The sequence below is a fragment of the Dyella amyloliquefaciens genome, from assembly GCF_004296575.1.
In the GTDB taxonomy this organism is placed as follows: Bacteria; Pseudomonadota; Gammaproteobacteria; order Xanthomonadales; family Rhodanobacteraceae; genus Dyella; species Dyella amyloliquefaciens.
In genome coordinates this window covers 70,311-83,207 of record NZ_SAYT01000004.1, presented here as the reverse complement: position 1 = coordinate 83,207, position 12,897 = coordinate 70,311, and the positions used below count along the sequence as shown (strand labels likewise).

Annotated in this window: 15 protein-coding genes and 1 tRNA gene; 9 read left to right on the top strand and 7 right to left on the bottom strand. The window is 64.3% G+C overall.

Translation table 11 applies throughout. The features are described from left to right. Positions 1–108: 108 nt before the first annotated feature. Together queF and EPB08_RS10730 are read left to right on the top strand one after the other, a co-directional pair. Positions 109–933 (top strand): NADPH-dependent 7-cyano-7-deazaguanine reductase QueF, encoded by an 825-nt coding sequence (queF, locus tag EPB08_RS10735; protein WP_130619095.1) that lies wholly within the window; start codon positions 109–111, stop codon positions 931–933. Positions 934–1,091: 158 nt separating this feature from the next. Continuing rightward, a complete protein-coding gene (locus EPB08_RS10730; RefSeq protein ID WP_130619094.1) occupies positions 1,092–1,697 on the top strand; it encodes a hypothetical protein in 606 nt (201 codons plus the stop codon). A gap of 72 nt (positions 1,698–1,769) precedes the next feature. On the opposite strand, the gene EPB08_RS10725 is transcribed toward EPB08_RS10730, so the two are convergent. After that, positions 1,770–2,321, bottom strand: coding sequence for an HdeD family acid-resistance protein (locus EPB08_RS10725; protein ID WP_130619093.1), 552 nt, complete (start codon positions 2,319–2,321; stop codon positions 1,770–1,772). Positions 2,322–2,604: 283 nt separating this feature from the next. Here EPB08_RS10725 and EPB08_RS10720 point away from each other — a divergent pair, with 283 nt between their 5' ends. Further along, on the top strand, positions 2,605–2,811 hold the full coding sequence (locus EPB08_RS10720) for a CsbD family protein (protein WP_130619092.1): 207 nt from the start codon (positions 2,605–2,607) through the stop codon (positions 2,809–2,811). A gap of 103 nt (positions 2,812–2,914) precedes the next feature. On the opposite strand, the gene EPB08_RS10715 is transcribed toward EPB08_RS10720, so the two are convergent. The 4 genes from EPB08_RS10715 to EPB08_RS10700 form a co-directional block, all read right to left on the bottom strand. Then, positions 2,915–3,199: an ArsR/SmtB family transcription factor gene (locus EPB08_RS10715; protein ID WP_130619091.1), complete on the bottom strand. Its 285-nt coding sequence runs from the start codon at positions 3,197–3,199 to the stop codon at positions 2,915–2,917. Positions 3,200–3,280: 81 nt separating this feature from the next. Next, positions 3,281–4,147, bottom strand: coding sequence for an MBL fold metallo-hydrolase (locus EPB08_RS10710; RefSeq protein WP_130619090.1), 867 nt, complete (start codon positions 4,145–4,147; stop codon positions 3,281–3,283). Positions 4,148–4,157: 10 nt separating this feature from the next. Further along, complete coding sequence (locus tag EPB08_RS10705; RefSeq protein ID WP_165418480.1) at positions 4,158–4,583, bottom strand: DUF6691 family protein; 426 nt, start codon at positions 4,581–4,583, stop codon at positions 4,158–4,160. After that, complete coding sequence (locus EPB08_RS10700) at positions 4,580–5,026, bottom strand: YeeE/YedE family protein (RefSeq protein WP_229238304.1); 447 nt, start codon at positions 5,024–5,026, stop codon at positions 4,580–4,582. Before EPB08_RS10700 ends, EPB08_RS10705 begins: the two co-directional genes overlap by 4 nt. A gap of 227 nt (positions 5,027–5,253) precedes the next feature. On the opposite strand from EPB08_RS10700, the gene EPB08_RS10695 reads away from it, so the two are divergent. Beyond that, positions 5,254–7,782, top strand: coding sequence for a TonB-dependent receptor (locus tag EPB08_RS10695; protein ID WP_130619089.1), 2,529 nt, complete (start codon positions 5,254–5,256; stop codon positions 7,780–7,782). Positions 7,783–7,834: 52 nt separating this feature from the next. Here the strand turns inward: EPB08_RS10695 and EPB08_RS10690 are convergent. Next, positions 7,835–7,911: transfer RNA gene (locus EPB08_RS10690), tRNA-Arg, on the bottom strand. Between the two features lie 319 nt (positions 7,912–8,230). Between EPB08_RS10690 and ubiE the strand changes: the two genes are divergently transcribed. The 5 genes from ubiE (at position 8,231) to EPB08_RS10665 (ending at position 12,199) form a co-directional block, all read left to right on the top strand. Continuing rightward, on the top strand, positions 8,231–8,983 hold the full coding sequence (ubiE, locus tag EPB08_RS10685) for a bifunctional demethylmenaquinone methyltransferase/2-methoxy-6-polyprenyl-1,4-benzoquinol methylase UbiE (RefSeq protein WP_130619088.1): 753 nt from the start codon (positions 8,231–8,233) through the stop codon (positions 8,981–8,983). Positions 8,984–8,989: 6 nt separating this feature from the next. Continuing rightward, entirely contained in the window at positions 8,990–10,285 is a 1,296-nt protein-coding gene (locus EPB08_RS10680; protein ID WP_130619087.1) for an SDR family oxidoreductase, read from the top strand. Next, a complete protein-coding gene (locus tag EPB08_RS10675; RefSeq protein ID WP_130619086.1) occupies positions 10,282–10,758 on the top strand; it encodes a DUF2269 family protein in 477 nt (158 codons plus the stop codon). The genes EPB08_RS10680 and EPB08_RS10675 overlap by 4 nt, the downstream gene beginning before the upstream one ends. A gap of 124 nt (positions 10,759–10,882) precedes the next feature. Beyond that, a complete protein-coding gene (locus EPB08_RS10670) occupies positions 10,883–11,521 on the top strand; it encodes a TMEM175 family protein (RefSeq protein ID WP_130619085.1) in 639 nt (212 codons plus the stop codon). Between the two features lie 18 nt (positions 11,522–11,539). After that, positions 11,540–12,199: a Pr6Pr family membrane protein gene (locus tag EPB08_RS10665; protein ID WP_130619084.1), complete on the top strand. Its 660-nt coding sequence runs from the start codon at positions 11,540–11,542 to the stop codon at positions 12,197–12,199. Here the strand turns inward: EPB08_RS10665 and EPB08_RS10660 are convergent, their stop codons facing one another. Beyond that, the gene (locus tag EPB08_RS10660; protein ID WP_130619083.1) at positions 12,200–12,883 is read right to left on the bottom strand and encodes a glutathione S-transferase family protein; all 684 of its coding nucleotides are present in this window, start codon (positions 12,881–12,883) and stop codon (positions 12,200–12,202) included. It lies immediately after the preceding gene. Positions 12,884–12,897: the final 14 nt, after the last annotated feature.

Here is a 12,897-nt window from a genome sequence, read left to right as displayed (position 1 = left end):
TCACCGGACACTATAGGAAGCGCACTGGCCGGTGAACTGGGCCAGTCGTCATGGTCGCGGGCGCAGCTTCGTGCGATGTCCATGGGCACGGGGCGGTAGAATGGCGGGATGAGCACTCCCGAACATTCCCCGCTCGGCAAGACCACCGTCTATGCCGACCGCTATGACCCTGCCCTCCTGTTCCCGATTCCGCGCAGCGGCAAGCGCGACGAGATTGGCGTAACCCAACCGCTGCCGTTCCACGGCGTGGATGTATGGAACGCCTACGAACTGTCGTGGCTGGACGCGCGCGGCAAGCCCGTGGTGGCACTGGCGGAATTCCGCGTGCCGGCCGAATCGCCCAACATCATCGAGTCGAAGTCGTTCAAGCTGTATCTCAACGGCTTCTCGCAGGAGCGCATGGACAGCACCGATGCGCTGCTGGCCGTGCTGCTGCGCGACCTTTCCGCGGCAGCGGGCGCACCCGTGCAGGTGCTGCTGGCCGAACCGCGCGCGAAAGGACATGCCACCACCGACCTGGTCGGCGAGTCCGTCGACGGCCTGGATGTGGAGATCGGCGACTACGGCCCGCCGCGCGCCGACTACCTCTCGGCCGATGCCACGCAGCCTGTCGTGGAAGAAACCCTGGTGTCGGACCTGCTGCGCTCCAATTGCCCGGTGACCGGGCAGCCCGACTGGGGCAGCGTACAGATCCACTATCGCGGCGCGCCGATGGACCGTGCGGGCCTGCTGCGCTACCTCGTTTCGTTCCGCAACCACAACGAGTTCCACGAGCAATGCGTGGAGCGCATCTTCGTGGACGTGATGGCCCGCTGCCATCCCGAACAGCTCAGTGTGTATGCGCGGTATACGCGGCGTGGTGGCCTCGATATCAATCCGTATCGCAGCACGGGCACGGAAATGCCCGGCAATCCACGCGGCGCGCGGCAATAACAGACCGTTTACTTGCCGCATTCGGGAAAGTCATGTTGGCAGTGAGACGCTCGGTAATCGAGGCTTCAGTCCCACAGGACTAGCCTGTCTGCACCAGGCGCCCGGCGTTCGGCATGGCCGGTCGGGTGTGTGTTCCGCCACCAGCCACGGGGTTCGTCATGAAGATTCAGGCACGCAACACCGCTCTGTACTGCACGACCCTTGCCGGCCTGCTGATGCTCAGCGCGTGCGGCAAGAACGATCAGGAAACCAATACACCGCCACCGGGCGCACCTGCTGCCAGCAGCGCGCCAACGCCGGCGGCACCGGCACCTGCGTCCACTGCGCCCACCATGCCTTCACCGAGTGGCTCGGCGGCACAACCGGAAGCAACGCCGCCGCCGGCGAGCACCTCCGGCAAGTCCGCCAGCATCAAGCCTGCCGAAAGCATCAAGGTCACTTCCGTGACGATCGGCAGCGCAGTCGATGCCTCGCTCGCCATCAGCCGCGAGCAGCGCAGCTTCAGGCCGCAGGAGAAGGACATCTATGCGAGCGTCGCCACCACCGGCAACACCGACAACGCGACGCTGAACGCGAAGTGGAGCTATGTGGAAGGCAAGGAGCAGCCTTTCAGCACCACCAGCGAATCGATCGCCACCAATGGCCCCGCCATCACCACATTCAAGGTGCAGAATCCGAATGCGTGGCCGCAAGGCAAGTACAAGGTGGACATCTCGCTCAACGGCAAGACCGTCGCGACCGAGGCTTTCGACGTACGCAGCTGAGCCCATTCATCCATCGCATCAAAGAGAAGGCGCCTTGCGGCGCCTTTTCTTTGCAGGTCGCGCAGAGATGGCTCAGAGGATCGCCTTCACCCGGTGCAACCTGATGCCGGCCGCGAGCTGAAGCACGCCATAGATCAATGCCGCCACGCCGATCCAGATCGCGATGGTGAGCAGGCCCGCCGCCGGATAGGCCACGAACATGCCGCCCAGCAGGATGGCCAGCACGCCGCTCAGCGCGATCATCCATTCGCCTTCGATCTCCTTGCGCACGCGGATGGCGAACATGATGCGATAGATGCCGGCCACGATCAGCCATACCGCAAGGAAAACCAGCAGCACGCTCACCACCGCGAGTGGATGCCAGATGGCCAGCAGGCCGAACACGATGGATGCGATGGCGTACAGCACCAGCCAGCCTCGCGAGATGGCAACGTCCCGATTGAACAGCGCGAACACGCTGACGATGCCCTCCGCCAGCGACATCACGCCGAAGGCCCAGGCCAGCGCCACCACGGTAGAACCGGGCCAGACGAGTGCACTCAATCCGAACAGGATCGAGATCACTCCATAGATGATCAGCACCCACCCCGTACGGCCCACCCCCTTTCGCAACGCAAAAGCCATGACGTGACCCTCCTTGATGTTGGGGGGCGGCCACGAGGCCGCCCATCGCTGCAACGGCATGCACATTCGATGCTGTCGGCGGCTGTCGCCCGTCCCGCCGAGACGCCATCGACGCATCTTTCGTGTCGACGCGATGCGAACGCCGCAATGCGCCGCATCCCACGAAGATGAACCGGGACGACTCGATGGCGACACGTTGGGAACACGCACTTAACCGCGGCGCTGCTCGAATCGACCCCGCAATGCGCGTTGCACCCCCTCCATCTCCATGAGGTAAAACCCAATGAACCAGGACACCATCCAGGGCAATTGGAAGCAGCTCAGCGGCAAGATCAAGTCACACTGGGGCAAGCTCACCGACGACGACCTCAAGGTCGCGGAAGGCAACGCCGAATATCTTTCGGGCAGGCTGCAGGAGCGCTATGGCATGGCGCGCGACGAGGCCGACAAGCAGGTGAAGGCTTTCGAGAAGGAAATGCGTCACCACTGAATATCCTGGCACCCTCTCCCCCGCACGGGGGAGAGGGCCCCGGCGACGACTTCATGCCATGCAGCACCTGCGCGGAATATCCAACCCGCGTGGCGGCTGCCGTCTATTCATCGACACAGAACAGTTCGAACAGGCGTGCCATCAGCGCATGCACCCGTTGGTCGCTGATGACGTAGTAGATCGATTGCGCTTCGCGCCGGCCAGCGACCAGTCCATCGCGTCGTAGCAACGACAGATGTTGCGACACCACGCTCTGGGCCAGGCCCAGCGAGGCGGCGAGATCGTTGACGGATCGCTCGCCCTCCAGCAGTTCGCACAGCAGCAGTAGCCGGTTCTGGCTGCCCATGGCCTTGAGCACCGCCACCGCCTCGTCGGCGTGGCGCTGCATGCTGGCCATATCCATCGCTGGCTTGCGTCGGCGCGGGGTAACGGATTTGACGGGACGGTTCATCGTTTGGGCGCAGGCGCTTCAGAACGCGTTGAGCGGAATCTTCAGATAGCTGACGCCGTTGTCCTCGGCGGGAGGCAATTGGCCCGCGCACATGTTCACCTGCACTGAGGGAAACAACAGCCGCGGCACTGGCAGCGTGGCGTCGCGGCCTTCGCGCAGGCGCACGAAGGCTTCTTCGTCGACGCCTTCGCGCACATGCACGTTGCCACTGAGTTCCTGGCCGACGGTGGTCTCGTGGGCGAACACATCGCGACCCGGCGCCTTGTAGTCATGGCACATGAATACGCGGGTGGACGGCGGCAAGGTGAAAATGCGCTGGATCGAGCGATACAGCGTGCGTGCGTTGCCACCGGGGAAGTCGCAGCGTGCGGTGCCGTAGTCGGGCATGAAGAGCGTGTCGCCGACAAAGGCGGCATCGCCGATCACGTGGGTCATGCAGGCCGGCGTATGCCCGGGCGTATGCATGGCCACGGCATCGATGCTGCCGAGGCGGTATGACTCACCGTCCTTGAACAGATGGTCGAACTGGCTGCCGTCGCTGCGGAACGCAGGACCCGCGTTGAACAGCTTGCCGAAGGTCTGCTGCACGTCGCGGATATGCTCGCCGATCGCCATCCGTCCGCCCAGCCGCGATTTCACGTACGGCGCGGCGGAAAGGTGATCGGCATGCACGTGCGTGTCGATGACCCATTCGAGCGACAGGTCATTCGACTCGACGCAGGCGATCATGGCGTCGGCTGACTCATGCCGGATGCGGCCGGACGCGGCGTCGTAATCCAGCACGCTGTCGATCACCGCGGCTTTGCGCGTGGACGGGTCCCACACCACATAACTGAAGGTGTTGGTCGGCTCGTCGAAAAAGGCCTTCACATCAGGTCGACTCATGGCTTCCATCTCACTTCGCATCGTTGTTGCGTGCCGGCAGCCTTGCCGCCAGCCACCAGCCAAGCACCATCATCGCCACCAGCAACGCCACAGGCGCCAGCCCCGCACCGAGCGACGCCAACGCCGGACCGGGGCAGTAACCGGCGAGGCCCCAGCCAATCCCGAACAAGGCCGCGCCAAGCAGCAGGCGCCGATCGATCCGCCTCGCCGCCGGCAGCTTGAACGAATCTTCGAACCACGGCCGTCGTGCGCGCCATACCAGTCGGTAACCGAGCGCGGTAGTCGCTACGGCACCCGCCATGACAAACAGCAGGCGGGGATTCCAGGCGCCGGCCAGATCCAGGAAACCCAGCACCACTGCTGGCTGCGTCATGCCGCCCAGGCTCAATCCCGCACCGAACAGGAAACCGGCAAGCAGCGCCATGCCTATCTTCATGGACCCACCACTCCAAGCAGATGCCGCACGACGAAGACCGTAACCACGCCCATCAGCATGAACACCAGCGTCGCCAGCAACGAGCGTGGCGACAGGCGCGCCATGCCGCAGACCCCGTGCCCACTGGTGCACCCACCGCCCAACCGGGTACCAAAGCCCACCAGCAGCCCTGCTCCCGCCATCCACGGCCAGGACATCGGTGGCGCGCCGATGCCGCTGTCACCGCGCAACCACTGGAGCAGCCATGGCGCCGCCACCAGCCCGACCACGAATGCGATGCGCCAGCCACGATCACCCGCGCCGGTGACCAGACCACTGGCGATGCCGCTGATGCCGGCGATGCGGCCCAGCGAGCCCATCAGCAGCACGGCAGATAGCCCTATCAGGATGCCGCCTAGGGCGGAGAGCAGCCAGGGATGCATGGTGACGATCCAAACATTCATATATTCGATGATTCTAATATACATGTCCGAATCACCGTGAGCAAAAGTTGAGCACCCGGTGGATGGGCGCTGAGTGAAGCCGCCGACGCCAGCTCAAGATGTTGCGCTGCATCTGTACATTCATGCGCCACCCCCGTGAGCATACGCGAGCGTATCGGTGACCCCCAGGGGAAGCAGGAGTCCCGAGCCGCGTGTTGCCGACATCCATCCAAGGGGATTTCCAATCCATGCATATCCGTAAGAGAGGCCTTGCCTCGGGCATCGCCTGTGCGCTTTTCCTGGGTTCGTTGGGTGTCGCCAGCCAGGCGGCCGCCCAGGATGCAACCACGCCGACCGCCCCGCAGGGCGACCCGTCGTCGACACAGAAACCCTCCAAAGCCAGCGCGACCCGGCTCGAACAGGTCACGGTGACGGCGCAGAGCCGCACGCAGGAGATGCAGGAGGTGCCCATTGCGATGGACATCGTCACCGCCAAGCAGCTGGACACCGTGGCGGCGACCGACCTCAGCCACATGAACCTGTTCGTGCCCGGCCTGGTGGTCGACAGCACCGACGCCACGCAGCCCACCTATCGTCTGCGCGGCATCGAGACGAACGATTTCGGCATCGGCACCGACTCGGCCGTCGGCGTCTACATCAACGGCATCTACCAGACGCGCAGCGGCGGCTCGCTGATGGCGTTCAACGACATCGCCCGCGTGGAAGTACTGAAGGGCCCGCAGGGCACGTTGTTCGGCCGCAACACGGCTGCCGGCGCGATCTCCATCGTCACCAACGATCCGACCGACCGCTTCGAAGGCAATGCGCGCCTGCGCGTGGGCGACTACGGCAAGCGCTATGGCGATGCGCTGGTCAACATCCCCATCAACAAGGACATGGCCCTGCGCGTCAGCGTGGTGGACAACCAGAGCGATGGCTGGAAGCAGGATGCCGCCACCGGCCAGCACTACGGCAAGGACGACGAGTGGGGCGCGCGCGTGGTCTACCGCTGGAATGTCACCGACGATACGCAGGTGAAGCTGGCCTATGACCACGACCGCGTGAACCAGCCTTCGCGCATGGACGTGGGCCTGATCCCCATGCCGGCCAACGACCTCTATGCGCGCGCGCCGTTCCCGGCCAACCCGTCGACTTTCTACAACCCGATCAACGCGCCGTTCTACAACACCGCCACCGACGGTCGCGAGGAGCGCAACTACAACGACTGGACGCTGACGGTCGACCACAACTTCAGCTGGGGCAACTTCACCTCGACCACGAACTGGACCGGCTACAGCATGTCCCACGTGGAGAACGGCACCGGCCTGCAGCAGCTCACCGAGTACCTCAACACAGGCGTGATCGGTGACGGCCACAACTGGTACCAGGAGTTCAAGTTCACCGGCAACACCGACATGATGGACTGGGTGGCCGGCGCCAGTTACTACCAGGAGCACGCCAACCAGACCAACCTGGCACGCGTGAACACCGATACCTACGACACGCTCGCGCTCAACACCGGCGTGGGCAAACTGTTCACGCCCACCGGCACCATCTTCGGCTACTTCGACTCGGTGCTGCGCTCACTCGGCCTGCCCTATCGCCTGCTCGGCGATCCGTGGACGGAGACCGTCACCAACAACGGCCGCTTCAGCGCGGGTGCCGTGTATGGCGACGTGATCTGGCATCTGGACGACAAGTGGGATCTCACCACCGGCCTGCGCTACACGCACGACAACAAGGATTTCAGCTGGTACACGCCGACGCGCTCGGCGCCCGAGTTGGACAACACGCTCGCGCAGATGCAGCAGGCGGGCCTGCTCAACCTCGTGCCGCTGCTCACCGGTGGCAAGATCACCGGCGCCCAACTGCTCGGACTGCTGCAGCAGAACCAGATCTTCTCCACCGCGGTGAACGAGACGGTCAAGAAGAACGCCAGCTGGAACGACCTCAGCCCGCGCCTGGTGCTCTCCTACAAGTTCAGCCCGGACGTGATGGGCTACGCGTCGCTGGCCAAGGGCTACAAGGCCGGCGGCTACGACGGCACGGAGCCGGGTGCGGAGTTCGCGCCCGAAAAGGTGTGGAACCTGGAAACCGGCTTCAAGGCGACCTTCCCCGACTACAACCTGATGGTGAACGGCTCGGTCTACTACTACCGCTACGACAACGTGCAGACGCTGACGGTGATCCCGTCCACGTCCGGTTTCAACGTGCCCGAGTACCAGGTCAGCAACACCAACCAGAAGGCGACGGGTCTTGATCTGCAGGTGGAGTGGGTGCCGATCGAGGACCTGCGCCTCGCCTTCAACGGTGGCTACATCGACTCGCAGTACACCACGGCGAAGGTGCCGATCGGCCTGAACAGCACCAACCAGATCGTCTACTCGGATGTCTCGGGCCAGCCGGTGGGCGAACCGAAGGTTTCCTACTCGGTGAGCGCCGGCTACACGTGGCATGACGTGGCGAACGGCAATCTCAGCTTCGACGCGAACTACGGTTTCCGCGGCCCGCAGCGCTGCAACGATGCCTCGGTCTACCAGGGCAAGTGCTCGCTGCCGACCAACTTCAGCCTCAACCAGGCCCAGGAACGCACCGACCTGCGCCTCGGCTGGTCGTCGTCGGGCGATCGCTGGGGCGTCGCGCTGTACGTCAACAACCTGTTCAACAAGCAATACGTCAACGGACTGGGCACCGTATCGCAGTCGGTGCTCGGCACGCCTTACGCCTACATCACGCCGCCGCGCATGTGGGGTGCGGAGTTCCGCGTGAAATTCTGACGCCGGAAATGAAGAACCCTTCCCGGTCAACCGGGAAGGGTTCGTTCACAACTGGCGCGCCCGGAGGGATTCGAACCCCCGACCAATGGCTTCGGAAGCCACTACTCTATCCGGCTGAGCTACGGGCGCATGAGCGTTGCGCGGGTGTCGAGCTTGGGCTTCTTGTCCGCGGCGGACGCGCAGTATAACGGACTTGGGGATGGGTGCCCATGCGGGTGCCATGGGCTCGCGAGTGGCGCTATCGCCAGCTCGCCGCCTACGCCTTGGCACCGTGCTGGACGCGTGGCTACTGGCGAACGAGGCCTGAGGCGGTCGCGCACCGATGGTGTTCCTGTAGCGGGGGCGGTGGACGGGCATGGGGCGCGGCCAACCTGCGCAAATGCCGCATCCGGGCGGAAAGCGGACCCACCCAAGTGAGCCCGACACCCCAATCCGCTACCATGCACGGATGAGCGAACAGTCCCAAACCACCCACTTCGGCTTCCGCGACGTCCCCGTCGGCGACAAGCAGAAGCTCGTCGGCCAGGTATTCACCTCCGTCGCCAGCAGCTACGACCTGATGAACGACTTGATGTCGTTCGGCATCCATCGCCTGTGGAAGCGCCATTTCGTGGCTGTCAGCGGTGTGCGCAGGGGCGATCGCGTACTGGATCTCGCCGGCGGCACCGGCGACATCGCCGCGTTGCTGAAGCCGGTGGTGGGCGCCGAGGGCGAGATCGTGGTGGGCGACATCAATGCCGCCATGCTGGGTGTCGGCCGCGACCGGCTCACCGATCGCGGACTGGTCTCGGGCCTGCGCTGGGCCCAGCTCAACGCCGAATGCCTGCCGTTCCCGGACAACAGCTTCGACGCCGTGACCATGGCCTTCGGCCTGCGCAACGTCACCGACAAGGACAAGGCGCTCGCCGACATCTGCCGCGTGCTCAAGCCCGGCGGCCGCGCCCTGGTGCTGGAGTTCTCGCGCGTACAGAGCGACCTCTTCAGCAAGCTCTACGACTTCCACTCCTTCAAGGTGCTGCCCAAGCTCGGCCAGCTCTTCGCCGGCGACGCCGACAGCTACCAGTACCTGGCCGAATCGATCCGCAAGCACCCGGACCAGGAAACGCTCAAGGGCATGATGGAGCGCGCCGGCTTCGGTCGCGTGGACGTGCGCAACCTTAGCAACGGCATCGTCGCCATCCATCGCGGTTACAAGCTCTAAGCCCGCATGCGCGTGCTGGTCACTGGAGCCTACGGCTTCATCGGCTCGCACATCGTCGCCGCACTTTCTGCTGCCGGACATGAGGTCGTCTGCGCCGTAAGGAGCGGCCGGCTCGACACCCGCTTTCCTGGCGTGCGTGCCATCTCCTGTGACATGGCACGCGACGTCACGCCCGACGTCTGGCTTCCGCGACTGAACCGCATCGACGCCGTGGTGAACTGCGCGGGCATCCTGCGGGAGCACGGCAAGGACCATTATGAAACGGTCCACGTTCAGGCACCGCTAGCCCTGTTCGAGGCCAGCGCACGCGCCGGCGTACACCGAGTCGTCCAGGTGTCTGCGCTGGGGAGAGCCGACGATGGCGAGTTCATCGCCAGCAAGCACCGTTGTGACGAACAACTGGTGAAGCTCGGACTCAACGCCACCATCCTTCGCCCTGCGTTGGTCTACAGCGTTCGAGGCTCTTACGGCGGCTCATCCCTGCTGCGTGCGATGGCAGCATTACCCGCCGTCGTCCCTGTACCGAACATCGCGACCCGCCCCTGCGTGCAGCCCATCGCCGCGGAGGATGTGGCGTTGGCCGTCGTCGCATCACTGTCCGATCCGCCTATCGGCGTTGAAACACTGGAACTGGTCGGGCCGGAATCCATGGGACTTGGTGATTACCTGCAGCGCTGGCGTCGCTGGCTGGGCCTGCCGCAGGCACGCCTCTGGGCTGTGCCCACCACCCTGGTCCGCATGGCATGCCGAGTCGGTGAACGACTGGGTCGTGGTCCATTGGGCGAAACCATGCAGCGGATGCTGGAGCATGGGCATCTGGGGCAGTCTCAGGCGCTGCCGCAGATGCGCAACAGGTTGGCGCTGGTACCACGCACGCTTGAGCGCGCCATGGCCGAGGCACCTAGCCACGTGCAGGATCGCTGGCATGCGCAGCTGTATTTCGCCCTGCCCCTGTTGCGCATCAGTATTGGGTTGCTTTGGATCGCCTCGGGAGTGGTCGGCTGGTGGTTGCCGCGCGACACGGTCGATGCCGCCGCACCAGGCGGCCTCTTATCCCAAAGTACGGCGCTAGTACTCGCCAGGAGTACGGCAAGCGCCGATCTGCTACTCGGCACCCTTTGCTTGTCGCGCTGGCGGCCTCGCTGGGTTTTGACCGGCATGCTGTTGATGTTGTTCGGCTACACCCTCGGCATCGGGACGCTGTGGCCTGTGCACTGGCTCGATCCACTGGGCGGCCTGTTGAAGAACCTGCCATTGATGGCAACGCTCGTCCTGTTGCTTGCCACGGAGGAGAAGAAATGAACGCCTATGTGCTGCTGAAGCTGCTGCACATTCTTTCCTCGACGCTTCTGTTCGGCACCGGCCTGGGTACGGCTTTCTTCATGTGGTTCACCTGGCGCAGCGGCAACCTTCCCGCCATTGCATCCGCGTCCCGGCTCACCGTACTCGCCGACTGGTGCTTCACCACGCCGGCCATACTCATCCAACCCCTCACCGGCATCGCACTGGTGAGGTTGATGGGCTTTCCCTGGAGCAGCCCGTGGCTGCAGGCCGCCCTGACGTTGTACCTGGTGACTGGCGCCTGCTGGCTGCCCGTGGTTGTGATGCAGATGCGTGTTCGTGACTTCGCCGTGGCTGCCCTGGCTGCGGAGCAGCCTTTGCCTGAAGACTGCGCGCGTCTGATGCGCTGGTGGTTCATGCTCGGCTGGCCGGCATTTCTGGCCATGATGTGCATCTTCTGGCTGATGGTGGTGAAGCCACCCTTGTGGGGCTGAGCGCATCTCGCGACCACGGTAGACAGCGGGCCCGCCTTCCGAAGATGGTGGTATGGCGCATCAACTGTCTTAAAGTGGCTCCAGTCTGTCTTTTATCCACCGCCGCCGCGCCGCAGGGAGCACGATGAGCACGAACGCTTCGCAACTCGAACGTCTGACGTTTTTCTCCGACGCCGTATTCGCCATTGCGATTACCTTGTTGATCATCGAGGTGCACGTGCCGCATCTCGAGACGCGGGACGACCAGGCCTACTGGCAGGCGCTGCATATGCTGCAGCCGAGCTTCATGGGTTTCGTGCTGAGCTTCCTGGTGATTGGCGCCTTGTGGGTCGCGCATCACCGCGTGTTCGGCATGCTGGTCGACTACAGCCCCACCATCATGTGGCCGAACATGCTTCTGCTGATGACGGTGGCGTTCATGCCCTTCGCCACGGCGCTGATGAGCTCGAATCCCATGGCCCGCGTGCCCGAGCTGTTCTACGCCTGCACCTTGCTGGTTGCTGGACTGCTGCAACGCCTGCTTTTCGCGCAAGCCCTGCGCGCGCCCTATATCAAGCCAGGCATTTCGTCCGAGGACATTGCCGCCACGCGCTGGCGTTCGCTGGGCCTGCCGACCGCCGCGGCGATCTCGTTGGTCGGCGCGTGGTGCGCACCGGGTTGGAACAATTTCCTGCTGCTGAGCATTCCCGTGCTGGTACGAGCGTACGCCGCCTTCGGTCGCCGCAAGGCGCTGCGCCTGCAGGTGGTGCCGGTAGAATCCTGAGCGCACCTGGAGACATCGATGCCCCGCTATCGCTCACTCGCTGCCGTCGGTTCGTTGCTCGGTTGGTTCGGCCTTGTGCTGCAGCTGTGGTACTCGATCCAGATCACGCAGGCGAAGGGTGAAGGCGCGCTGGCCGGCGTGTGGCTGTACCTGGGCTTCTACACGATCCTCACCAACATGCTGGTGGCCAAGGCGCTGGCCGCCGCCGCGCTCGGGCCGGGGCATGGCCCGGTGGTGCGCTTCTTCCTGCGCCCGGGCGTGCAGACGGCGATCGCGATGAGCATCACCATCGTGAGCCTGATCTACAACCTGATGCTGCGCCAGCTATGGCATCCCACCGGCGGCCTGCTGCTGGCGGACCTGATCGTGCACGACATCATGCCGCCGCTCTACCTGCTGTACTGGTGGCTGGCCGTGCCCAAGCAGGCGCTGCGCTGGTCTCAGGTGCTGGTGTGGCAGAGCTATCCGGCGGGCTATTTCTTCTATGTGCTGCTGCGCGGCGCGGTGGACGGGTGGTATCCCTATCCGTTCCTCGACGTGAAGGAGCTCGGCTACGCGGTCGTGCTAGTCGACGCCATCGTGGTGCTGATGGCGTTCATCGCGGTGGGACTGGTCCTGGTGGCGCTGGGCCGCTGGCAGGCGCGTCGCCAGGAAAGGACGACGCTCCGCGCTGCCTGATCACGTCGTGCGCAGGTCTTCCACGATCTCGCCGTAGCGCACGACCTCCTGCTCATGCTCCTCGTCGCGCCAGTTTTCCTTGAGCGCAGCGTCATACCAGCGGCGCATCGACGGCATCGCAAGCAGGCGCTGCACGTACTCGGCTGCCGGAGCGGGCAGGACGAGACCGTACGTCTGTACGCGAAACGCGACGGGGGCGAAGAAGGCATCGACGGCGGTGAATGCCCTGCCCGCCAGGAACGGACCGCCGAAACGATCCAATCCTTCCAGCCAGAGCTCACCGATACGCGCGATGTCCGCCTGCAGCGCGGGCCCCATGTCATGCAGGCGAACCCGGATGCCGCAGACCATGCCACACTGGCTGCGCAACGCCGCAAAACCCGAATGCATCTCCGCGGCCGCACAACGAGCCCAGGCACGTGCCACTCGATCGGACGGCCAGACGGCTGGATGGTTCTCGGCCAGGTATTCGGCAATGGCCAGCGAGTCCCACACCACCGCATCGTCATCGTGCAGGCACGGCACTCGACCGCTGGGTGAGAAATGCCGAAATGCATTCCAGTTCGAACCCAGACCGAACGGCGCCAGCTTTTCCTCGAAGGGGATGCCCAGTTCGCTCATCAACACCCAGGGACGCAACGACCACGACGAATAGTTCTTGTTGGCGATGTAGAGCGTGGGCACGGCGCATCTCCCGC